We start from the raw sequence: 21,997 nt of genomic DNA on the forward strand, positions 1-21,997 counted from the left end.
GGCCCGTGGCCCGGCGCCGCTCGTCGGTGGCCCGACGCCATGGCCCGTCGGCTGTGGCCCGAGGCCCGGGGTCCGGGATCCGGGGCCGCGTTTCGTCACGCGGCGGACCCGTTCCGGCGGGGTGGGTCTGCGGTGGGGGGCGAGCGGCGGGAGGATGGGCGGCATGCTGCTTGCCGAGGTCGCACGTGTGTCCCGGGAGGTCGCGGAGACCTCCGCCCGCTCCCGCAAGACCGCCTTGCTCGCGGAGCTCTTCGCGGCCGCCCCCGCGGAGGAGGCCGCCCTGGTCATCGCCTACCTCTCCGGGCGGCTCCCGCAGGGCCGCCCCGGAGTCGGGTGGCGCACCCTGGCCCAGGACACCGCCCCCGCCGAGGAGCCGGCGCTCACGGTGACGGCCGTCGACGCCGCCGTGGCGGAGCTGGCCGCCGTGGCGGGGCCGGGGGCGCAGGCCGAACGCCGCCGGATCGTCGCCGGCCTGCTCGGCGCCGCCACCGCGGACGAACAGCGCTTCCTGCGCAGTCTGCTGTCCGGGGAGGTGCGCCAGGGCGCGCTGGACGCCGTCGCCCTGGAAGGGGTGGCCAAGGCCTCCGGGGTGCCGGCCGCCGAGCTGCGCCGGGCCGTGATGCTGGACGGCTCGCTGCCCCGCACGGCGGCGGCCGCGCTGGTCGGGGGCGCCGAGGCGCTGCGCGGGGTCACCCTGCGCATCGGGCAGCCCGTACAGCCCATGCTGGCCGGCACCGCGCGCTCCCTGGCCGACGCCCTGGCCGCGCTCGCCCCCTGCGCGGTGGAGGAGAAGCTCGACGGGATCCGGGTACAGGTGCACCGGGACGGGGACGAGGTACGGATCCACACCCGCTCCCTCGACGAGATCACCGGCCGGCTGCCGGAGGTGGCCGAGCTGGCCCGGAGCCTGCCCGGCGAGCGGTTCGTCCTCGACGGGGAGGTCATCGGGCAGGACGCCGCCGGGCGGCCGGTGCCCTTCCAGGAGATCGCGGGCCGGGTCGGCTCCCGGCTGGACGTGGCGGCGGCGCGCGAGGCCCTCCCGGTGACCGTCTACTTCTTCGACGTGCTGGCCCTCGGCGACGAGGTCCTGCTGGACCTGCCGGTCCGCGAGCGGCACGCGGCCCTGGCCGCCCTGGTCCCCGAGCCGGCCCGGGTGCGGCGGCTGGTGGTGGAGGACGCCGGGGCGGGGGCGGCCGCCGCCGAGGAGTTCTGGGCGCGGACCCTGCGCCGGGGCCACGAGGGGGTCGTGGTCAAGGCCCTGGACTCCCCGTACGCGGCGGGCCGGCGCGGCAAGCAGTGGCTCAAGGTGAAACCGGTCCACACCCTCGACCTGGTGGTGCTCGCCGCCGAACGCGGCCACGGGCGCCGCACCGGCCTGCTGTCCAACCTGCACCTGGGCGCGCGCACCGGGGACGGCGGCTACGCCATGCTCGGCAAGACCTTCAAGGGGCTGACGGACGAGATGCTGCGCTGGCAGACCGCGCGGCTGCACGAGCTGGCGGTGGAGGACGACGGATTCACCGTCCGGGTCAGGCCCGAACTGGTGGTGGAGATCGCCTACGACGGCCTCCAGCGCTCCCTGCGTTACCCGTCTGGGGTCGCCCTGCGCTTCGCCCGGGTCCTGCGGCACCGCCCGGACAAGACGGCGGAGGAGGCGGACACGGTGGAGACCGTACTGGAACAGGGCCGCCGGGACGGCTGAGGGGGCGCCGACCGGGGGTCCGGGCGCGGCGTTTTGCCTCAGAGGCAAGCACGTTTGCCAGGGAGGCAACCCTCTGGCTCAATCGGGGTATGACGCCCCGCTCCGAGGATCCAGACGGCACCCACGGCAGTGGCACCGGCGGCGCGGCCCCCGCGGAGGCCCTCGCCGACGAGCTGCCCGCCGTCGCCCCGCAGCTGCGCGAACTGCGCCGCCGCGCCGGGCTCACGCTGGAGGCCGCCGCCGCGCGGGCCAGGCTCTCGCCCGCGCACCTGTCCCGGCTGGAGACCGGCCGGCGCCAGCCCTCGCTGCCGCTGCTGCTCGGGCTCGCCCGCACCTACGGTACGACCGTCTCCGAGCTGCTCGGCGAGACCCCCGCCGTCGCCGATCCCATCGTACGGGCCGGCGGCCCCGGGGCCCGCGAGGCCGACGGGTGGACGTACTGGCAGGCCGGCGGTTCCGGGCGGGGGATGCAGGCGCTGCGCGTGCACGTCCCGCACGGGCGCAGCCAGGGCGAGCTGGTGCGCGTACACCCCGGGGAGGAGTGGCTGTACGTGCTCAGCGGACGGCTCCGGCTGCACCTGGGGGAGGCCGAGCACCTCCTGGAGCCGGGGGACAGCGCGCACTTCGACTCGCTCACCCCGCACCGGATCGGCGCGGCCGGGCCGGGCGGGTGCGAGCTGCTGTTCGTCCACACCCTGCTGCAGAGCAGCCTTGCCGGGCTGTGCCTCGGCACCAAGACCACGCACCAGCACTAGGGGGAACCGTCACCGTGCCCGAATCCGAGTCCCGAGGAGACCAGATGTCCCGTACCGCAGAGCAGGCCGTCCCGGAGCAGGAGCAGGAGCAGGAGCAGGCACAGGCGCCCGCGTCGCCCACCATCCGCGAGCGTTTCGAGTCGAAGTTCCCGCGCGGCCTGATCATCCGGCTGATCGCGTACCTCTTCGTGGGGCACCTCTTTGCCTTCTTCGTCTACCTGCTCTTCGTCCTGGGCGGCCAGAACCAGTAGCCCCGCCCCCGAGCCGGCGGCGCCGCGGTCAGTGCGGTCCCGGTGCGGGTTCCGTTCCCGAGGGGTGTTCCAGCGGCGGGGCTCCGATCGCGCAGTGCGTGCGGCATTCGGGGTGGCAGGCCCCGGGCGCGGGGGAGCGTACGGTCGCCCAGGCGGTGGCCGCGCCCGCCACGAGGGCGCCCGCGCACCAGAGCATGGCGCGTCCGAAGGCCGAGTCGAAGGCCTCGGCGGACAGGTACGCGTCCGGGCCCATTCCGGCCAGCAGCGGCAGCGCGGCCACCGCGAGCAGTCCGGCGGCCCGCGCGGCGGCGTTGTTGATCCCGCTGGCCAGGCCCGCCCGGCCGGCCGGCACCGACGACAGGACGGTCGCGGTCAGCGGGGCCACCAGTACGGTCATGCCCGCGCCCATCACCACCATGGCCGGCAGCACGTCCCGCGGGTAGGAGGCGTCCGGGCCCACCCGCAGCGTGAGCAGCGTCCCGGCCGCGCACAGCAACGGCCCGACGGTGAGCGGCACGCGCGGGCCGATCCGCTCCCCGAGCGTGCCCGCCCGCGAGGACAGCAGCAGCATCAGGACGGTGGTGGGCAGCAGCGCGGCACCGGCGCCGAGGGCGGAGTACCCGGACACCACCTGGAGCTGGAGCACGACGAGGAAGAAGAAGCCGCCGAAGGCCGCGTAGACGAACAGGGTGACGAGGTTGACGGCGGTGAACTGCCGGGAGGCGAACATGTCCGGCGGCACCATCGGATCCGGCCGGTGCCGCTCCACGTACACGAACACGGCCGCCAGCAGCAGCCCGCCCACCGCCGCGCCGATGACCGGGGCCGCCGCGGACCGGGCCTCGATCAGCGCGTACGTCAGCAGGCCCAGTGCCGCCGCGCCCAGGACCGCGCCGAGCACGTCGAACCGCGCCCCCGCCGCCGCCGGGTCCCGCGATTCCGGTACGTGCTTCAGGGCCACCGGCACGCACAGCGCGGCCACCGGCACGTTCAGCAGGAACACCCACCGCCAGCCCGGCCCGTCCACCAGCCAGCCGCCGAGGAAGGGCCCCACGGCCGCGCCGACGCCGCCGAAACCCGACCAGAGGCCCACCGCGCGCGCCCGGTCGTCCGCCCGGATCGAGCCCTGGATCAGGGCGAGGGAGCCGGGTGTCAGCAGCGCGCCGCCGACGCCCTGGAGGGCCCGGGCGGCGATCAGGACCCCGGCGTTCGGCGCGAGTCCGCACAGCAGCGAACCCGCCGCGAACCACACCACGCCGAGGACGAAGACGCGGCGCCGGCCGAACCGGTCACCGAGCGCCCCGCCCACCAGGATCAGCCCGGCCAGGGTCAGCAGGTAGGCGTTCACGGTCCACTGGAGCACGGCGAGGTCGGCGCCGAGGTCCTGTCCGATGCGGGGCAGCGCCACGTTGACCACGGTCGAGTCCAGCAGGGCCATCGCCGAGCCGAGCACGGTCGCGACCACGATCCACCGCCCCTGCGCGGAGCCGAGGGCGACCGCGGGCTCCGGGGCGACCGCGAGCCCCCGGCCGGCCACGGACTCGGTCTCGGGAACGCCCGCCGGCCCCGAGGCGGGCGCGGCCTCCGGCGCGGCCCCTGGTTCCGGAGCGGGCCGGGGGCCGGGCCCGGGTGCCGGTGAGGGGCCGGGCTCGGGCGCCGGTCCGCCGGGCTGCGAGCTCATCCCCCCAGGCTGACGCGCCCACGTCCGAAAGGCCACCGGGCGGGGCGCCCCGCTGTGGGCGGACCCGTACGGCCCCGCCCGTTCCATGGCTCACGAGGCCCTCTTGTAATGCACATGGCACCTCCCAGAACATGGCCCGCGCACTTCCCGCACGGCCTTCCCACACGCTTTGCGCGATCCACGCGACCCGCACGCTCCGGACGATCTGCACGCGCCGCACACGGCGCGAGAGGAGACGACACGTGCCACCACGCACCCGACGACGTTCCTTACGCACGGCGCTCGCCGCTCTGGGCGCGGCCCTGCTCCTCCCGGTCGGCGCGGGCGTCGCCGCCGCGGCCCCGGAGCCCGGCCCCGCGCCCACCGCGGCCGAGCGCAAGCTCGAGCCCGCCCTGCGCACCCAGTTCGACGGTTCCGAGAAGGCGGTCTTCTGGGTCTACCTCGACAGCGCCGCCGACCTGACCGCCGCGGGCAGGCAGCAGACCCGCGCCGCCAAGGCCGAAACGGTTCTGCGCACCAAGCGGGAGCACGCCTCGCGCACCCAGGCCGAGGTGCGCAAGGCCCTCGACGCGGCCGGGGCGGAGTACACCTCGTACTGGATCGTCAACGCCGTCCGCGTCGTCGGCAGCCGCAAACTCGCCGGGACCCTCGCCGAGCGCCCCGAGGTCGCCCGCATCGACGCCGACGACAAGGTCAGCCTCCCCGCACCCGCCGAGGGCACCCGGGAGAAGACCGCCGCCGACGCCGTCGAATGGAACGTCGACCGGATCAAGGCCCCCCAGGTCTGGGAGCAGCTCGGCGTACGCGGCGAGGGCATCGTCGTCGCCAACATCGACAGCGGCGTCGACCACACCCACCCCGCCGTCAGCCGCCAGTACCGCGGCAGGAACGCGGACGGCACCTACGACCACGACTACAACTGGTTCGACCCGGCCGGCGTTTGCGCCGGCGCCGCGCCCTGCGACAACAACGACCACGGCACCCACACCATGGGCACGATGGTCGGCGACGACGGCGGGGCCAACAAGATCGGCGTCGCGCCCGGCGCCAAGTGGATCGCCGCGAAGGGCTGCGAGACGAACTCCTGCTCCGAGGCCTCCCTGCTCGCCTCCGGACAGTGGATCGTCGCCCCCACCGACCTGCACGGCCAGAACCCGCGCCCCGACCTCGCCCCGCACGTCGTCAACAACTCCTGGGGCAGCGCCGCGCACGACGACTGGTACCAGCAGGTCGTGGACGCCTGGCGCGCCGCCGGGATCTTCCCCGCCTTCTCCAACGGCAACTCCGGCCCCGGCTGCGGCACCAGCGGCTCGCCCGGCGACTACGCCCGCTCCTACAGCTCCGGAGCCTTCGGCAGCGACGGCGCCATCGCCTCCTTCTCCTCCCGGGGCGCGGGCCCCGGCGGCATCGTCAAGCCGAACATCGCCGCCCCCGGCGTGAACGTCCGCTCCTCCGTCCCCGGCGGCGAGTACGCCTCCTTCTCCGGCACCTCCATGGCCTCCCCGCACACCGCCGCCACGGTGGCCCTGCTGTGGTCGGCCGCGCCCTCCCTCGCCGGTGACGTGGCGCAGACGGAAGCCCTCCTGGACGGCACCGCCCAGGACACGGACAACGGGCAGTGCGGCGGCACCGCCGCCGACAACAACGTCTTCGGCGAGGGCCGGCTCGACGCCCTGGCAGCGGTGAACTCCGCCCCGCGCGGCGCGGTCGGCGCCCTCGCCGGCACCGTCCGCGACGACGCCGGCGCACCCGTCGCGGGCGCCAGGGTCACCGCGCACGGCCCGATCGACCGGACCGCGACCACCGCCGCCGACGGCACCTACCGCTTCGCCGTCCTGTCCGCCGGCGCGTACGAGGTCACCGCCTCGAAGTTCGGCTACGGCCCACGCGGCACGACCGCGGCCGTCACCGAACAGGCCACCGCCACCGCCGACCTCACCCTGCCCCGGGCGGCCAGCGCCAGGCTCACCGGCACCGTCACCTCGCCCGCCGGGCCCGCCGCCGGCGCGGCCGTCACCATCGCGGACACCCCCGTCACCGCCACCACCGACGCCCAGGGACGCTTCGAGGTCACCCTGCCGCACGGCACCTACGACGTGACCGCCACCCACCCCGCCCGCTGCCTCACCGCCGGTACGGCCAAGGCCACCGTCAGCGCGGACACCACCGTCACCGTCGCCCTCCCCGAGCGCACCGACGGCTACGGCTACGCCTGCGCCGCGGACGGCGGCCGCCCGTACTCCGCCGGCGACCGGCGCCTCGCCCTGACCGGCGACAACACCACCGAGCGCGTCGACCTGCCCTTCCCGCTGCCGCTGTACGGGAAGACGTACGCGCAGGCCTGGATCGGCACCAACGGCACGGTCAGCCTCGGCGGCAACCACACCGGCGACGTCAACGCGGACATCCCGAGCGCGGCCACCCCCAACGCGGCCCTCTACCCCTTCTGGGACGACCTCGTCGTCGGCGCCGCCGACAGCGGCTCGGGCGTCTTCACCGCCGTCACCGGCACCGCCCCGCACCGCAGTTACGTGATCGAGTGGCGCAAGGTCGCCCACTGGTCCGCGCAGGCCGACGCCTTCTCCTTCTCGGCGTCCATCGGCGAGGACGGCAACGTCACCTACTCCTACAAGGGGACCGGGGGAACCGGCCTCAAGGGCGGCTCCTCCGCCACCGTCGGGGTGGAGAACGCGGCCGGCACCGACGCCTTCAAGTACTCCTTCAACACCCCCGCCCTCACCGACGGCCTCTCCATCGCCTTCCGCACCACGCGCAGCGGGGTCGTCACCGGCCGGGTGCTCGACGCCAACGACGGGGGCGGCGTCCCCGGCGCCACCGTGACCGTCGGCAGCGGCGACTCGGCCGTCTCCGCCACCACCGCCGCCGACGGCGGATACGTCGTCCAGAGCCCCTCGGGCGCCCGTACGGTCACCCTGGCCGCACCCTCCTACGAGACCGCCACCACCACCGCCGACGTCAAGCCGGCCGACGTCACCGCCGTCAGCCAGTCGCTGCGCACGGGCCGGGTCACCGCCGCCGCACCGGCCGTGGAACTGGTCCTGCCGGCCGACCAGCGGCGCACCCGCACCCTGGAACTCGCCAACTCCGGCCTCACCACCGCCTACGCGGTCGCCGAGGACGCGCCGTGGCTGACGGTGACCCCGGCGGAGGGCAACCTCCCGACCGGCGGCAAGGCCCCGCTCACGCTGACGGCGGACACCGCCGGGCTGGCCCCGGGCACGGTGCTGAGCACCGGACTGCGGATCACCTCGGCCAGCGGCCGCACCCCCGTCCTCACCGTTCCCGTCAAGATCGTCGTACCGCGCTACCAGACCGCCGTGGACGCCGGCTCCGACCGGGCCGGCACGGACGCGGCGGGCGACGCCTGGTCCCCGGACCGCAAGTACACCGCCGGCTCGTACGGCTACCAGGGCAGCTCCTCCGTCCACTCCACCGCCCGCACCATCACCGGCACCGACGAGCAGCGGCTCTTCCGCAGCGCCCGCGAGGGCATGTACGAGTACCGCTTCGACAACGTCCCGAACGGCACCTACACCGTGGAGCTGGGCTTCGCCGAGCTCTCCACCACCCGGCCCGACAAGCGCGTCTTCGACGTCCTCGCCGAGGGGACCCAGATCCTGCCCTCGCTGGACATCTCCCTGGAGGCGGGCACCTACACCGCCCTGACCAGGACCTACACGGTCAAGGTCACCGACGGGGTGCTCAACCTCCGCTTCGTCACCCACAGCGGCTTCGGCAAGCCCCTGGTCAACACCATCCGGGTCACCGACCGCCCCGACAAGGACTAGCGCGTCCCGGTCCCGGCCCCGCCGCCGCCCGCCGCCCGGCAATCGGGTGGCGGGCGGCGGCTCGCCGGGACGTCCCGGCCGGCGTGCCCGGACCGCCCGGCGGGGCGACGTAGCGTGGAGGACCATGACGCCGCAGATCGAGGCACTCGAACGGGCCGCGGGCCCGGCCGCGCTCTGGGCGGTGGGATCGGCCGACGCCGTCCACGCCGCCCGCCCCGGCATCCCCGACGCAGACGCCGGAAACACCGGCAGCGCAGGAAGCACCGGAGACGCCGGCAACGCAGGAAGCACCGGAGACAGCGGAGACGCCGGAGACACCGGAAGCACCCGAGACTGGGACGCCCCGCTGGACGCCGGGGCCCTGACCCCGCTGCTCGCCCTCTGGCCCGTCATCGGCGGTCTCGTCGCCCGGGGCGAGCTGACCCTGCACACCCCCCTCACCGCCTACGGGGAGGCCGCCGCGGCGGGGCTGCCCGGCGGCACCACCACCCACCACCTGCTCACCCGGTGCGACGGCCCCGCTCCCCTCGACGCCCTCACCCGCCTCGCCGGCACCCCGCTGGCCGACTGCGCCCGTACCCGGGTCTGGGGACCCCTCGGCATGACCCGCACCGGCTTCGCCGGCGCCACACTGCGCACCAGCCCGGCCGACCTGGCCCGCTTCCTGCGCCACCTGCTCTCCACCGACGACACCCCCACCGCCCCCACCGCCCCCACCACCCCCACCGCCCCCACCGCCCCCACCACCCCCGGCCCCGCGGCCCCCGCGGGCGCCGGCGCCTACGACGCCGAACGGCCCGTCAGCCGCGCCTGGACCGCCGAGTCGCTGCGGATCCGCACCGGCGAACTCACCCCCTCGCGCGGCCTGCTCTGGCACCCCGCACCCGCCGGGGTCTGGACCCACCACCCCCCGTCCGGCTCCGGCCCGGCCGTGTGGATCTCGCCCCGCCAGAACCGCTGGGCCCTGCTCGTCCCGGGCCCCGGGAGCGACGGCTCCGGCCCGCCCCGCGCGGCGTTCCGCGAGGCCGCGTTCGGGCCCGCTCCCGCGCGCGCCGGCCGCGGCGCGGACGTACGGTGATGCCGAAGTCACCGCCCGCAGCCCCCGCGAGGAAGCCATGTCCGACGCCGCGACCGCCCTGGCCACCGACCCGGACGCCGACACGCTCGACGCCCTGTGCCGTGACCTGGCCGAGGCCGCCGACGCCGTCGGCGAGGCCGCCCGGTACGCCTCCGGACTCGCCCTCGGACCCCGCCTGACGACAGGGGCGCTCGTGGGCCGCGGCGGCAGCCGCCGCCGGGCCTGGCGCACCCTGCTGCGCACCCTCACCGACCCGGCCGGTCTCGGCTGGGCCCCGCGCGGACGGGGCCTGGCCCGGGCCGGCTGGCTCGCCGGGATCCTGGGCGGCCGCGAGAGCCTCGCCGTCAGTACCGCCGTCTGCGGGCTCAAGGGCCGGATCCGCGGGGCGACCGCGGGCCGCCCCGAACTGCTGGCCGACCCGGACTGCGCCGGCCTGCTGCGGGCGGTCGCCGAGGACCGGCAGGCCGACGCGGCCCGCGCCTTCCGCACCCTGCTGCGCGAACGGGGCGCCCCGCGGGCCTTCGCCCTGCTGAGCCCGGCGTTCGCGGACGTGCTGGCCTGGCACGCCCTGACCGACGAGAACCCCTTCAACGACCACGCGGGCTGGCAGGTGGCCACCGGCCGGGCCGTCACCGCCGAACCACTGCTGGGCCTCGGCGCCGCCCTGCGGGCCTTCTGCGCCCGCAGCCCCGGCCCGGCGGCGCCCGCGCCCTCGAACCGCCGGAGGAGCCCGTGAACGACTGCCACCTGACGAGCCGTCCCGCGCCGGCGGACGGCCTGCGCACCCACTCCGCCGCCCTGCGCTCGCACGCGCGGCGGCTGCGGGCGGGCGCGGCCGCCCTGGAGTGGCGCGGCCGGGAGGCCGACGCGTACCGCGCCGAGGTCACCGCCCTCGCCGACCGCTGCGCCCGCGCCGCCGCGGGCCTCGCCCTGGCGGCGGCGCAGCTGGAGGGGCCGCACGTCCGGCGGCGGTGACCCCCGCGGCGACGTCCGGCCGCGGGTCACAGGACCAGCGACAGCAGCAGCACGAAGCCCAGGCCGCAGACCGAGATGACGGTCTCCATCACCGACCACGTCTTGAGGGTCTGTCCGACGCTCATCCCGAAGTACTCCTTGACCAGCCAGAACCCGGCGTCGTTGACGTGGCTGAAGAACAGCGAGCCCGAGCCGATCGCCAGGACCAGCAGCGCCGTCTCCGTGGTGGACATGCCCGCCGCGAGCGGCGCCACCAGCCCGGCCGCCGAGATGGTGGCGACCGTCGCCGAGCCCGTCGCCAGCCGGATGGCGACCGCGATCAGCCAGGCCAGCAGCAGGGCCGGAACGGACCAGTCCTTCGAGACGTCGAGGATCATCTGGCCCACGCCGGCGTCGATCAGCGTCTGCTTGAAGCCGCCGCCCGCGCCCACGATCAGCAGGATCCCGGCGATCGGCGCGAGGGACTTGTCCACCGTGGACGACAGCCGCTCCCGGCTGAACCCGGCGGCCCGGCCGAGGGTGAACATCGCGACCAGGACGGCGGCGAGCAGGGCGATCAGCGGGGATCCGACGACGTCGGCGACCTTCTGCACGGGGGCGGCCGGGTCGTCGACAACGATGTCGACCAGAGCCTTGACCAGCATCAGCGCCACCGGCAGCAGCACCGTGAAGACCGTCGCCCCGAACCGGGGGCGGTGCGCGGCCTCCACCGGCGGGCGCTCGGGGGCCAGGGGCTCCGGTGCCGGGATGTCCACCCAGCGTGCCGCGTACCGGGAGAAGAGCGGTCCGGCGATGACCACCGTGGGGATCGCGACGAGCACCCCGAGGGCGAGGGTGACGCCCAGGTTCGCGTGCAGCGCGTCGACGGCGACCAGCGGGCCGGGGTGCGGCGGGATCAGCCCGTGCATGACCGACAGGCCGGCCAGCGCGGGCACGCCTATCCGCATCAGGGAGTAGCCGCCGCGCCGGGCGACCAGCAGCACCACCGGGATCAGCAGCACGATGCCGACCTCGAAGAAGAGCGGCAGCCCGATCACCGAGGCGATCAGCACCATCGCCCAGGGCATGGCCCGGCCCCGCGCCCGGGCCAGGATGGTGTCCACGATCTCGTCCGCGCCGCCCGAGTCGGCCAGCAGCCTGCCGAGGACCGCGCCGAGTGCGATGAGCACGCCGACCCCCGCGACCGTGGCGCCGAGGCCGGCGGTGAAGCTGGCGATCGTCTTGTTCAGCGGGGCGCCCGCGAAGGACCCGAGGGCCAGCGAACCGACCGTCAGGGCCAGGAAGGCGTGCATCTTGAGGCGGGTGATGACCAGGACGATGACGGCGATGCCCGCGAGGACGGCGACGCCCAGCTGCGCGTCGCCGGCCGAGGTGATGGGGCCGGGGGCGGTCGCTGCCAGAGTCTCGACGCTGAGACCGGTCACGGTGGGGTTCCTCAACTCTCGGACGTGCGGAGGGCGGCCAGCGCCCGTTCGGTGATCTCTTCGGGCGTGCCGGCGACGTCGACGGCGAACCCGCGCTCGTCCGCCCGGAGCGGTTCGAGCACGGCGAACTGGGAGTCCAGCAGGGAGGCGGGCATGAAGTGGCCCTTGCGGTCCGCCATCCGCCGCTCGATGAGCGGCCGGTCCCCGGTGAGGTGGACGAACACGACGTCCGAAGCGGCCGCGCGCAGCCGCTCGCGGTAGGAGTGCTTGAGGGCGGAGGCGGCGACCACACCGCCGCCCGTGCCGGCCCGGTCGCGGATCCACGAGCCGATCGCGTCCAGCCAGGGCCGGCGGTCGGCGTCGTCCAGCGGGACGCCGGCCGACATCTTGGCCACGTTGGCCGCCGGATGGAAGGCGTCGCCCTCGGCGTACGGGAGGCCGAGCGCCTCCGCGATCAGCCGCCCGACGGTCGTCTTGCCGGTTCCGGCGACGCCCATCACCACAATGACGCGCTGGGAGCTCACGTCGTACCTCGCTGTCCTCGGTGGTCCTCGTTGCTGGGAGCACCACTGAAGCCTATTAAGTAGTACTTATTCAAGGTCCGGGTGGTAAAACATCACACCTTTTGGCGCCCCGGCCGTCACCGTACGCTTACGCCATGACCACCGAAGGCAGTCCGGGCCAAGGACTCCACTCCCAGGTGCTGGACACCCTCGGCCTCGCGATCACGGCGGGGGAGTACCCGCCCGGCAGCGTCCTGCGCACCGACGAGATCGCCGGGCGCTTCGACGCCTCCCGCACCGTCGTCCGCGAAGTGGTCCGCGTCCTGGAGTCGATGCAGCTCGTCGAATCCCGCCGCCGGGTCGGGGTCACCGTCCGCCCCGCCGAGCAGTGGAACGTCTACGACCCGCGCGTCATCCGCTGGCGGCTGGCCGGCCCCGACCGCCCCCGCCAGCTGCGCTCCCTGACCGTGCTGCGCTCTGCCGTCGAACCCGTCGCCGCCGGGCTGGCCGCCACCCGCGCCACCCCCGAGCAGTGCGCGCGGCTCACCGAGGCGGCCCTCGGCATGGTCCGCACCTCCCGCGGCCACCAGCTGGAGGGCTACCTCCGCCACGACGTGGCCTTCCACCGGACGGTCCTCGACGCCTCCGGCAACGAGATGTTCGCCCGGCTCGGCGACGTCGTCGCCGAGGTCCTCACCGGCCGCACCCAGCACGACGTGATGTTCCACGACCCCGACCCGGCCGCCGTCACCCTGCACGTACGGGTCGCCGAAGCCGTCCGCGAGGGCGACGCGGCCGCCGCCGAGGCGCTGACCCGCCGGATCGCCCTCGGCGCCCTGGAGGAACTCGACGTGCTCGCCCCCTGAGATACGGCCCCCGCGAACCGGCCCCGCCCCGGATCCGCCCGGCCGTACGAGCCGGCCCCCCGGCCGCCTACCCGGCGGCGGGCGCCCCGCGCGTGGCGAACTGGGTCCGGTACAGCTCGGCGTACCGGCCGTCCGCCGCCAGCAGCTCCGGGTGCGTACCGCGTTCGACGATCCGGCCGTCCTCCACCACGAGGATCAGGTCGGCGGCCTGCACCGTGGACAGCCGGTGCGCGATCACCACCGCCGTACGGCCCGACAGGGCCTCGGCCAGCGCCTCCTGCACGGCCGCCTCCGAGGTGGAGTCCAGGTGGGCGGTGGCCTCGTCGAGGATCACCACCCGCTGACGGGCCAGCAGCAGCCGGGCGATGGTCAGCCGTTGGCGCTCCCCGCCCGACAGCCGGTAGCCGCGCTCGCCGACAACGGTGTCCAGGCCGTCCGGGAGGGCGGCGACCAGGGTGTCCAGGCGGGATCGGCGCAGGGCCTCCCACAGCTCGTCCTCGCCCGCCCCGGGCCGGGCCAGCAGCAGGTTGGCCCGTACCGACTCGTGGAAGAGGTGGCCGTCCTGGGTGACCATGCCGAGCGTGTCGCGGATCGAGTCCGCGGTGAGGTCCCGTACGTCGACGCCGCCCAGGCGGACCGCGCCGGCGTCCGCGTCGTACAGCCGGGGCAGCAGCTGGGCGATGGTCGACTTGCCGGCGCCCGAGGAGCCGACGAGGGCGATCATCTGGCCGGGCTCCGCGCGGAAGGACACGTCGTGGAGGACCCGGGTGCCGCCCCGGGCGTCGAGCACGGCCACCTCCTCCAGGGAGGCGAGGGAGACCTTGTCGGGGGAGGGGTAGCCGAAGAAGACCCGGTCGAACTCCACCGACACCGGCCCGTCGGGCACCCGGACGGCGTCCGGCTTCTGGGCGATCAGCGGCTCCAGGTCGAGGATCTCGAAGACCCGCTCGAAGCTGACCATGGCGCTCATCACCTCGACCCGGGCCCCGGCGAGCGCCGTCAGCGGGGCGTACAGCCGGGTCAGCAGCAGGGCGAGGGCCACCACGGAGCCGGCCTCCAGGGTGCCGCGCAGCGCGAAGTACCCGCCCAGCCCGTACACCAGGGCCAGGGCCAGCGCGGAGACCAGGGTCAGGGCGGTGATGAAGGCCGACTGGGCCATCGCCGTACGGATCCCGATGTCGCGGACGCGGGCCGCGCGTGCCGCGAACTCGGCGGACTCGTCCGAGGGCCGCCCGAACAGCTTCACCAGGGTCGCGCCCGGCGCGGAGAACCGTTCCGTCATCTGCGTGCCCATCGCCGCGTTCAACGCCGACGCCTCCCGCTGCATCCCGGCCATCCGGGCGCCCATCCGCCGGGCCGGCAGCACGAACACCGGCAGCAGCACCAGCGCCAGCAGGGTGATCTGCCAGGAGATGGTGAGCATCACGCCCAGCGTCAGCAGCAGCGTCACGATGTTGGAGACCACCCCGGAGAGGGTGTTGCTGAAGGCCCGCTGCGCGCCGATCACGTCGTTGTTGAGCCGGCTGACCAGCGCCCCCGTCCGGGTCCGGGTGAAGAAGGCCACCGGCATCCGCTGGACGTGGTCGAACACCGCCCGGCGCAGGTCCAGGATCAGCCCCTCGCCGAGGGTGGCCGACAGCTTGCGCGTCATCAGGCCCAGCCCCGCCTCGGCCACCGCGATCACCGCGATGAGCAGCGCCGGCCGGACCACGTCCCCCTCGGCCCCGTGCCCGACGATGGTGTCCACGATCCGGCTGGCCAGCAGGGGAGTGGCCACCGCCAGCAGCGCGCCCACCACGCTCAGCACCAGGAAGAGGGTCAGCCCGCGCCGGTGCGGGCGGGCGAAGGCGGCGATCCGGCGCAGGCTCGCCCGGGAGAGCGGGCGGCGGTCCTGCTGGGCGTTGATCGCGCTGTGCAGCGAATGCCAGGCGGTGACTTCCATGTCCATGGCCCCCACGCTAGAACCTCAACCGGCCTTCAGGTCAACGGATTGGCCGCCCCTCACTCCGAGGTGTGGTCAACTCACGTTTTGCCAAAGGAACTTCGCCGTCACCGGGCCCTGTCGGTGCCCGGTGGCATCATCGGGGAATGACGCAGTCACCGCAGTCATCGCAGTCCTCACAGCCGGACCGACCCGCCCGCCAGGGCGCCGACACCGTCCTGCACCGCTTTGACGCATGGGCCCGCCGGACCCCGCAGGCCCCCGCGCTCATCACCGGGGACGAGACCGTCCCGTACGCCGTGCTCGACGCGGAGTCCGGCCGACTGGCCCGGCAGCTGACCGACGGGGGCCTGCCCGCGAACGGCCTCGTCGCCCTCGCCCTGCCCCGGCAGCGCGAGCTGGTCACGGCCCTGCTCGCCGTGCTCAAGGCCGGCGGGGTCTACGCGGTCCTCGACGTCGCCGACCCGCGCTGCGGGAGGCGGCAACTCGCCGCCCTCGCGCCGGACCTGCTGATCGCCGGCCCCGCCGACGCGGCCCGCCTCGACGCGGGCAAGGAGCTGCGGGTCCTGCGCCCCGGCGAAGGCGCCGCCGGCACCGCCCCGCCGCCCCTGCCCGAGGCCGCCGCCGGCGCGGCCGTGCTGTTCACCGGGGCCGCCACCCCCCGCCCCGTCCCCGTCGGCCACGCACTGCTCCTCGCCGCCTACGAGGGATGGGCCCGCACGGCCCGGCTGGCCCCCGGCGACCGGCACCTGTTCACCGCCGGCCCCGACACCACGCCCTTCGCCGCCGGCTGGACCCGCGCCCTGTGCTCCGGAGGCGCCCTCGTCCTGCCCGAGAGCGCGGCGTGGCTGCCGGGACAGGTGCGGCGGGCCGTCCGGAAGGCCGAGGTCAGCGTGGTCCACACCGACCCGGCCGGTGCCGCGGACCTGCTGCTCGCACAAGCGCCCCCGGCGTCCGACATCGCCCCGTTCCGCCTGGAGCCGGACGCCGAACTCCGGTCGCTGAGGCTGCTCGCCGTCAGTGGCGACCGCCTCTACCTCGACGAACACAGCGCCTTCCAGGACCGGCTGCGCCCCGGCGCCCGCGTCCTCAACGTCTACGCCCTCACCGAGGCCGCCGGCACCGGCGCCTTCTTCGAACTGCCGCAGCTGCCCCGCCCGCTCGACGGGCCCGAGCGGATCTCCCTGCTCGGCACCCCCTTCCCCGGCTGCCGGGTCCGGGTGCTGGACGGCCGGCTCACCGTGGACCCGCCCGCCGGCGGGGAGGCGATAGCCACCGGGGACCTCGGGGTGCTGCGCCCGGACGGGCTCCTGGAGTTCGGAGGCAGGGCCGCGGACCGGATCGAGTCCGAGGACGGCACCCGGATCGACCCCTACCCGCTGGAGTCCGAGATCCGGGCGCACGACGCCGTGGGCAGCGCCCTGGTCACCCGCGTCCCCGTCACCGGGGGCGGGCACCGGCTCGTCGCGTACCTCTCCCCGCCGCCCGGCCTCCCGGCCGAGGTCCTGCCGGACACCGCCCGGCTCAGGGAGCACCTGTCGGGGAAGGTGCCCCCCGGCGCGGTCCCGCGCGCGGTGGTCCGCGTACGCGCCCTGCCCCGCACCCGGGCCGGCCGCGAGGACCGGACCCAGGTCCCGCAGCCCCCGCTGCTGCTGGCCCCCGTCGCCGGGCGCCGGGGCGGCGGCAAGTACGGGGGATCCTCCCGGACGGCGGGAGCGGCCGGGAGCCAGGAGGCGCTGCCGCTCGCCTCCGCCCTGGGCTGCGGCGCCCCGCTGTTCGGCCTCCTCGCGCTGGCGTTCACGGGCGTCATCTGGCCCGGCTCCACCGACCTGACCGGCGTCCCCAACCCGTGGGCCGCGCTCTTCTGGATCCTCTACCTCTGCGAGAGCCTCGCCTTCGGGGCCGGGATGGTGTTCCTCTTCAGCGGCCGCGGACCGATGCTGGCCCAGCGGCGCGGGCGCGGCATCACCACGGCCGCGCACCTGGCGATCGTCTACCTGCTGATCGCCTGGTGGCCGCAGGACAACCTCTACCGGCTGGCGGCCAAGCAGGACTGGCCGCGCCAGGCCGCCCTGGTGTACGCCTTCAACGTCCCGCTGATGATCGCGGCCCTGGTCGTGGCCGTCTACGCGACGCGCAAGCCGGCCAGCCCCTTCGACTTCGACGCCTGACCGCCGCCGGTTTCGGGGGCGGGGGCCGGGTCGGTCGGCCGGGAGCCTGGCCGGGGCCGGGGCCACGAACCGGGAGGGGGCAGGATCAGGGCCGGGGCCTGGAGTCGGGGCGGGGAGCCCGGCCGGGGCCGGGATCAGGGCCGGGAACCGAGAGCCCGGTCGGGACCGGGGTGAGAGCCGGGACCGGGAGCCGGCAGCCAGGTCGGGACCGGGATCGGGGCCGGGGGCCGGGAGCGGAGGGCCGGGATCAGGGCCGGGGGCCGAGAGCCCGGTTGGGGCCGGGAGCCGGGTCGGGGCCGGGATCGGGGCCGGGGGCCGGGAGCCGACAGCCGGATCGGGACCGGGACCGGGGCCGGGAGCCGGGCCGGGGGTTGGGAGTCGGACCGGGGCCGGGAGCCGGGCCGGGGGTTGGGAGTCGGGCCGGGGCCGGGGTCAGGGTCGGGGGTTGGGAGTCGGGCCGGGGGTGGGGCCGAAGGCGGTGCCTGCCGCGCGGGCGCGCTGTCGCACCAGGGTCTCGGCCGCGTCCAGTGCCCGCGCGCCGCGCGCGGCCACCAGCACGCCCACCCACGGTTCCGGGTCGAACGCCCCCGTCGGGATCGCCGGCACGAACACCGCCCCGAGCGCGGCGCAGTCCCGCACCAGGTCCGCGCAGAGCGCCTCCAGCTGCGCGTCGGGCAGCCGCGCCCCCAGCTCCACGCGGTCCGCGATCCGTACGAGGTGTCCCGCGCCCCGCAGTTCGTCCAGCCGGGCCGCCACCATGAAGGCCACCGACGGGCCGGTCAGCCGCAGGTTGGCCTCGGTCGGCGCGAGCCGCCCCGCCGCGTCGGTGACGAAGTCCACGTCGAACCAGCCCCGGTGGCCGGCCGCGGCCAGCTCCCGGCCCACCGCCGCCCCGAACGCCAGCAGCGGCCCCGCGAGTCGGTCGGGCACCACCGAGGGGCCGACCGTTGCGCCGCGGTAGCCGCCGCCGGCCACGTCCATCACCGCCGCGCCGACCTCGTGCGGCCGGCCGTCGCCGTCCACGAACCCGTCGTACGTCAGGTCCCGCGGCAGGTGCGCCTCGCCCGGGCCGTGCACGTACTCCTCCAGAAGCAGCGGCCCGCGCGGCAGCCGACGCAGCACCGCCCGGGCCCCTCCGGCCGCCTTCACCTCCCCGGGCGAGACCACCGTGGTGCCCGAACCGCCGACACCGTGCTCCGATTTGAGAACGGTGCTCTCGCCCGACCGGGCCCGCGCCGCCAGCAGCCGGACGGCCGCCCGCCGGGTGCGGGCCCGCCACTGCGCGGGGAGCGTGATCCCCGGGTGCTTCCCGCCCGCCAGGATCCGCCCGAACAGGGCGTGCGCGGCCGACTTCGACTCGTACCGCAGTCCCTCCGGCCGCCACGGCAGGCCCGCGAGACGGGCGTACGGCCCGGTCAGCCCCCACGGGACGAGGGGCAGCCCGCCCTCCGTCAGCCGCCGGGCGAGCGCCGGCCGGGCCGCCACGGCGTCCGACAGCCCCGGGCCCCGATCCGCGAGCCCGTCGTACACCTCGACCTCCGGGTCCCAGCCCAGCTGCCGGCCGACCAGCGCGACCCAGCCGGGGGACACCGCGCGGGGCAGCACCAGGGCCGCCGGGCGGGGGCTGTAGAAGGCGGCGAGGCAGGCGTAGTCGTGCGCGGCGCGCTGCCCGGCGTCGAGGGAGGCGTCGGCGAACTGCGCGTTGAACTCGGCGACGTTGCCCACGTGCACCGCCGGGACGCCGCCCGTCCAGGCCCGGGCCCACTCCGCGAGCGGAACCGGCGCGGCCTCGAACCGTACGAGCCCCTCCGGGGCGGCGCCGGGGCGCTCCTCGGCGCCCATCTCCCGGTAGAAGCCGGCCGCGTGCGGATCGGCGTCGATCAGCAGCCGGCGCACGCCCAGGGCGGCGGCCCGGCGCAGCACGTCCCGGTACAGCAGCCGGCCGGTGCCGAGCCCGATGGCGGACGGCTCCACGAAGAGCAGCCCCAGCCGGGCGTCCGGCCCGTCCCCGACGTCGTCCAGGGAGGCGAGGCCCAGCAGTTCCCCGCGGGCGTTTTCGGCCACCGCGATCCGCCGGGAGGCCAGCTCCGCCTCCCGTACGCGCAGCTGCGGCGCGCACGCCGCGAGGAAGGCGGCGTCGTAGCCCCAGTGCGCCTTCGACCGCATCACCAGCGCCGTCAGCGCCTCCGCCTCACCGGCCCGCGCGGCCCTGACCTTTGCCATTTCCTGACCTCCCCATGGTCCGGGGCGGGGCCGTGCGATAGATTCGGCCTCCCCACGGCACCGATCCGGCCCGTACCGGGCCATCCTTTCCCACCCACGCGGAGACAGGCTTCTCAATGAGCGACATCGTCAACGGACTTGGCCGTACGAGCGCCTACGGCGCCCTCGGCCTGGTGCTGCTGATCCTCGGCATCGTCCTGGTGGACGTGCTGACGCCCGGGAAGCTCCCCAAGCAGATCTGGGAGGAGCGCAACCGCAACGCGGCCCTCCTGCTCAGCTCGGCCCTCCTGGGCATCGGCGGCATCGTCTTCACCTCGATCTGGACGACCTACGAGGACTTCGGCAAGGGCCTGCTGTCCACCGCCGCCTTCGGCGTGCTGGGCCTGGTCCTGATGGCCGTGGCCTTCCTGGTGCTGGACCTGGTGACCCCGGGCAAGCTCGGTGCCATCGTCGTCGACCCCGAGCCGCACCCCGCCGTGTGGGTCACCGCCTCCTGCAACCTGGCGGTCGCCGCCATCGTGGCCGCCTCGATCGCCTGACCGGCGCCCGGACCGCACGACGAGAGCGCCGCTCCCCACCGGGAGCGGCGCTCTCGTCGTCGCGGCGCGCCGCCGTGTGCCGCCGGGCCTACTGCCGGTACCCGCTCAGGAAACGGCCGATCCGGCTGATCGCCGCGTCCAGGTCGTCGGCGTACGGCAGGGTCAGGATCCGGAAGTGGTCGGGGCGCGGCCAGTTGAAGCCCGTGCCCTGGACGACCTGGATCTTCTCCCGCAGCAGCAGGTCGAGCACGAACCGCTCGTCGTCGTGGATCGGGTGCACCTTGGGGTCGATGCGCGGGAACGCGTACAGCGCGCCCTTCGGCTTCACGCAGGACACGCCGGGGATCTCGTTCAGCTTCTCCCAGGCGCGGTCGCGCTGTTCGCGCAGCCGGCCGCCGGGACCGGTCAGTTCCTTGATGGACTGGCGTCCGCCGAGAGCGGCCTGGATGGCGTACTGCGCGGGGGCGTTGGCGCACAGTCGCATCGAGGCGAGCATGGTCAGCCCCTCCAGGTAGCTGCGCGCGTGCTGCCGGGGGCCGCTCACCACCAGCCAGCCCGACCGGAACCCCGCCACCCGGTACGTCTTGGACAGGCCGCAGAAGGTGAGGACGACCAGGTCGGGGGCGAGGACGGCGGCGCTGTGGTGGACCTCGTCGTCGTACAGGATCTGGTCGTAGATCTCGTCGGCGAAGACCATCAGGCCGTGGCGGCGCGCGAGTTCGAGGATGCCCTCCAGGACCTCCCGGGGGTAGACGGCGCCCGTCGGGTTGTTCGGGTTGATGATGACCACGGCCTTGGTGCGGTCCGTGATCTTGGACGCCATGTCCTCCAGGTCCGGGTACCAGTCGGCGGACTGGTCGCAGACGTAGTGCACGGCCTTGCCGCCCGCGAGGGTGGTGACGGCGGTCCAGAGCGGGAAGTCCGGTGCGGGGATGAGGACCTCGTCCCCGTCCTCGAGCAGCGCCTGGACGGCCATGGAGACCAGTTCGGAGACGCCGTTGCCGAGGAAGACGTCGTCCACCGTCACATCGGTCAGGCCGATGGCCTGGTAGCGCTGGACCACGGCCCGGCGGGCGGAGAGCACGCCGCGCGCGTCGGTGTAGCCGTGGGCCCGGGGGAGCATCCGGATCATGTCCTGGACGATCTCCTCCGGGGCCTCGAAGCCGAAGGCCGCCGGATTGCCGGTGTTCAGGCGCAGCACGCTGTGGCCCGCCTCCTCCAGCGCGTTGGCGTGTTCGATCACCGGGCCCCGGATCTCGTAGCAGACCTCGCTGAGCTTGCTCGACTGCCGGAACTCCATGCCGTGCCCTCCCTGTTCCCGTACACCGGACCTCTTGCTTGGTTTTACCAAGCAAGAGCTTGGAAAGTCCAACATGTTGTCTAGACTGCGCTGCATGTCACCTCGTCAGCCACGCCGTCGAAGCTACGACCAGTACTGCGCCTCGGCCCGCGCCCTGGACGCCGTCGGGGACCGCTGGACCCTGCTGATCGTCCGGGAGCTGCTGGCCGGCCCCCGCCGGTACACCGACCTCCACGCCGACCTGCCCGGCGTCTCCACGGACGTCCTGGCCGGCCGGCTCAAGGACATGGAGGCGCAGGGACTGGCCACCCGCCGCAAGCTCCCGCCGCCCGCGGCCGCCACCGTGTACGAGCTGACCGCGCGCGGCGCCGGACTGCTGCCCGTGCTCACCGCACTCGCCGAATGGGGCGCCCCCGACCTCGCCGACCGCCGCCCCACCGACGCGCTGCGCGCCCACTGGTACGCGCTGCCCCTGCTGCGCCGCCTCCCCCCGACCGGGGTCCCGGCCGTGGTCGACGTGGTCCTCGACGAGGGAGTGTTCCACCTACGGCTCGGCGGCGACGGCCCGGCCCACGGCGGCGGCCCGGTCTACGGCGACGGGCCCGCCGAAGCGGCCGACGCCCGCCTCGTCCTCGACGCCGACACCTGCCGGGAACTCGGCGAGGGCGCGCTCGACGTGGCACAGGCCGTCCGTGCGGGCCGCCTGAAGGTGCACGGCGAGGGCCCGGCGGCCGCCGCCCTCCGCGGGGAGACGGGCTAGGCCGTGTCTTTTGGATCT

The 21,997-nt window shown here is 75.4% G+C and carries 17 protein-coding genes; 11 read left to right on the forward strand and 6 right to left on the reverse strand.

Features of this window, described 5'->3' with window-relative positions:
- Positions 1–163 precede the first annotated feature (163 nt).
- From D1J60_RS31790 to D1J60_RS31800, 3 genes are all read left to right on the forward strand, one after another.
- Positions 164–1,702 carry an ATP-dependent DNA ligase gene (locus D1J60_RS31790; RefSeq protein ID WP_125823487.1) on the forward strand — a complete coding sequence of 513 codons (1,539 nt, stop codon included), beginning with the start codon at positions 164–166 and terminating at the stop codon, positions 1,700–1,702.
- 89 nt (positions 1,703–1,791) lie between these two features.
- The gene (locus tag D1J60_RS31795; protein ID WP_241253470.1) at positions 1,792–2,457 is read left to right on the forward strand and encodes an XRE family transcriptional regulator; all 666 of its coding nucleotides are present in this window, start codon (positions 1,792–1,794) and stop codon (positions 2,455–2,457) included.
- Between the two features lie 122 nt (positions 2,458–2,579).
- On the forward strand, positions 2,580–2,708 hold the full coding sequence (locus D1J60_RS31800; RefSeq protein WP_042804421.1) for a DUF6126 family protein: 129 nt from the start codon (positions 2,580–2,582) through the stop codon (positions 2,706–2,708).
- Between the two features lie 28 nt (positions 2,709–2,736).
- Here the strand turns inward: D1J60_RS31800 and D1J60_RS31805 are convergent, their stop codons facing one another.
- Positions 2,737–4,389 (reverse strand): DHA2 family efflux MFS transporter permease subunit, encoded by a 1,653-nt coding sequence (locus D1J60_RS31805; RefSeq protein ID WP_241253471.1) that lies wholly within the window; start codon positions 4,387–4,389, stop codon positions 2,737–2,739.
- 242 nt (positions 4,390–4,631) lie between these two features.
- On the opposite strand from D1J60_RS31805, the gene D1J60_RS38745 reads away from it, so the two are divergent.
- From D1J60_RS38745 to D1J60_RS31825, 4 genes are all read left to right on the forward strand, one after another.
- On the forward strand, positions 4,632–8,198 hold the full coding sequence (locus D1J60_RS38745) for a S8 family serine peptidase (RefSeq protein ID WP_125823488.1): 3,567 nt from the start codon (positions 4,632–4,634) through the stop codon (positions 8,196–8,198).
- Between the two features lie 124 nt (positions 8,199–8,322).
- Complete coding sequence (locus D1J60_RS37530; RefSeq protein ID WP_164721012.1) at positions 8,323–9,276, forward strand: hypothetical protein; 954 nt, start codon at positions 8,323–8,325, stop codon at positions 9,274–9,276.
- Between the two features lie 37 nt (positions 9,277–9,313).
- The gene (locus D1J60_RS31820; protein ID WP_125604816.1) at positions 9,314–10,012 is read left to right on the forward strand and encodes a hypothetical protein; all 699 of its coding nucleotides are present in this window, start codon (positions 9,314–9,316) and stop codon (positions 10,010–10,012) included.
- A complete protein-coding gene (locus tag D1J60_RS31825) occupies positions 10,009–10,251 on the forward strand; it encodes a hypothetical protein (protein WP_125823489.1) in 243 nt (80 codons plus the stop codon). The genes D1J60_RS31820 and D1J60_RS31825 overlap by 4 nt, the downstream gene beginning before the upstream one ends.
- A 26-nt stretch (positions 10,252–10,277) precedes the next feature.
- Here D1J60_RS31825 and D1J60_RS31830 read toward each other — a convergent pair whose 3' ends face one another.
- Both D1J60_RS31830 and D1J60_RS31835 read right to left on the reverse strand, forming a co-directional pair.
- Positions 10,278–11,675, reverse strand: a complete 1,398-nt coding sequence (locus D1J60_RS31830) for a gluconate:H+ symporter (protein ID WP_125823490.1) — start codon at positions 11,673–11,675, stop codon at positions 10,278–10,280.
- 11 nt (positions 11,676–11,686) lie between these two features.
- Complete coding sequence (locus tag D1J60_RS31835) at positions 11,687–12,199, reverse strand: gluconokinase (protein WP_125823491.1); 513 nt, start codon at positions 12,197–12,199, stop codon at positions 11,687–11,689.
- 134 nt (positions 12,200–12,333) lie between these two features.
- Here D1J60_RS31835 and D1J60_RS31840 point away from each other — a divergent pair, with 134 nt between their 5' ends.
- Positions 12,334–13,044 carry an FCD domain-containing protein gene (locus D1J60_RS31840; RefSeq protein ID WP_125604807.1) on the forward strand — a complete coding sequence of 237 codons (711 nt, stop codon included), beginning with the start codon at positions 12,334–12,336 and terminating at the stop codon, positions 13,042–13,044.
- Positions 13,045–13,111: 67 nt separating this feature from the next.
- Here the strand turns inward: D1J60_RS31840 and D1J60_RS31845 are convergent, their stop codons facing one another.
- Positions 13,112–14,992 carry an ABC transporter ATP-binding protein gene (locus D1J60_RS31845; protein ID WP_125823492.1) on the reverse strand — a complete coding sequence of 627 codons (1,881 nt, stop codon included), beginning with the start codon at positions 14,990–14,992 and terminating at the stop codon, positions 13,112–13,114.
- A 140-nt stretch (positions 14,993–15,132) separates the two neighbouring features.
- On the opposite strand from D1J60_RS31845, the gene D1J60_RS31850 reads away from it, so the two are divergent.
- The gene (locus D1J60_RS31850; protein ID WP_125823493.1) at positions 15,133–17,157 is read left to right on the forward strand and encodes an AMP-binding protein; all 2,025 of its coding nucleotides are present in this window, start codon (positions 15,133–15,135) and stop codon (positions 17,155–17,157) included.
- A 432-nt stretch (positions 17,158–17,589) separates the two neighbouring features.
- Here D1J60_RS31850 and D1J60_RS38310 read toward each other — a convergent pair whose 3' ends face one another.
- On the reverse strand, positions 17,590–19,380 hold the full coding sequence (locus tag D1J60_RS38310) for a GNAT family N-acetyltransferase (protein ID WP_125823494.1): 1,791 nt from the start codon (positions 19,378–19,380) through the stop codon (positions 17,590–17,592).
- A 116-nt stretch (positions 19,381–19,496) separates the two neighbouring features.
- On the opposite strand from D1J60_RS38310, the gene D1J60_RS31860 reads away from it, so the two are divergent.
- Complete coding sequence (locus tag D1J60_RS31860) at positions 19,497–19,919, forward strand: DUF350 domain-containing protein (RefSeq protein WP_125819052.1); 423 nt, start codon at positions 19,497–19,499, stop codon at positions 19,917–19,919.
- 88 nt (positions 19,920–20,007) lie between these two features.
- Here the strand turns inward: D1J60_RS31860 and D1J60_RS31865 are convergent, their stop codons facing one another.
- Positions 20,008–21,219, reverse strand: a complete 1,212-nt coding sequence (locus D1J60_RS31865) for a pyridoxal phosphate-dependent aminotransferase (protein ID WP_125823495.1) — start codon at positions 21,217–21,219, stop codon at positions 20,008–20,010.
- Positions 21,220–21,313: 94 nt separating this feature from the next.
- On the opposite strand from D1J60_RS31865, the gene D1J60_RS31870 reads away from it, so the two are divergent.
- Positions 21,314–21,979 carry a helix-turn-helix domain-containing protein gene (locus D1J60_RS31870; RefSeq protein WP_125823496.1) on the forward strand — a complete coding sequence of 222 codons (666 nt, stop codon included), beginning with the start codon at positions 21,314–21,316 and terminating at the stop codon, positions 21,977–21,979.
- Positions 21,980–21,997 lie beyond the last annotated feature (18 nt).

The organism is Streptomyces sp. W1SF4, assembly GCF_003950035.1.
In the GTDB taxonomy this organism is placed as follows: Bacteria; Actinomycetota; Actinomycetes; order Streptomycetales; family Streptomycetaceae; genus Streptomyces; species Streptomyces racemochromogenes.

Coding starts and splice junctions, on each gene's coding strand:
- D1J60_RS31790 (WP_125823487.1), top strand. CDS start 164: ATGCTGCTTGCCGAGGTCGCACGTGTGTCCCGGGAGGTCGCGGAGACC.
- D1J60_RS31795 (WP_241253470.1), top strand. CDS start 1,792: ATGACGCCCCGCTCCGAGGATCCAGACGGCACCCACGGCAGTGGCACC.
- D1J60_RS31805 (WP_241253471.1), bottom strand. CDS start 4,389: ATGAGCTCGCAGCCCGGCGGACCGGCGCCCGAGCCCGGCCCCTCACCG.
- D1J60_RS37530 (WP_164721012.1), top strand. CDS start 8,323: ATGACGCCGCAGATCGAGGCACTCGAACGGGCCGCGGGCCCGGCCGCG.
- D1J60_RS31820 (WP_125604816.1), top strand. CDS start 9,314: ATGTCCGACGCCGCGACCGCCCTGGCCACCGACCCGGACGCCGACACG.
- D1J60_RS31840 (WP_125604807.1), top strand. CDS start 12,334: ATGACCACCGAAGGCAGTCCGGGCCAAGGACTCCACTCCCAGGTGCTG.
- D1J60_RS31845 (WP_125823492.1), bottom strand. CDS start 14,992: ATGGACATGGAAGTCACCGCCTGGCATTCGCTGCACAGCGCGATCAAC.
- D1J60_RS31850 (WP_125823493.1), top strand. CDS start 15,133: ATGACGCAGTCACCGCAGTCATCGCAGTCCTCACAGCCGGACCGACCC.
- D1J60_RS38310 (WP_125823494.1), bottom strand. CDS start 19,380: ATGGCAAAGGTCAGGGCCGCGCGGGCCGGTGAGGCGGAGGCGCTGACG.
- D1J60_RS31860 (WP_125819052.1), top strand. CDS start 19,497: ATGAGCGACATCGTCAACGGACTTGGCCGTACGAGCGCCTACGGCGCC.
- D1J60_RS31865 (WP_125823495.1), bottom strand. CDS start 21,219: ATGGAGTTCCGGCAGTCGAGCAAGCTCAGCGAGGTCTGCTACGAGATC.
- D1J60_RS31870 (WP_125823496.1), top strand. CDS start 21,314: ATGTCACCTCGTCAGCCACGCCGTCGAAGCTACGACCAGTACTGCGCC.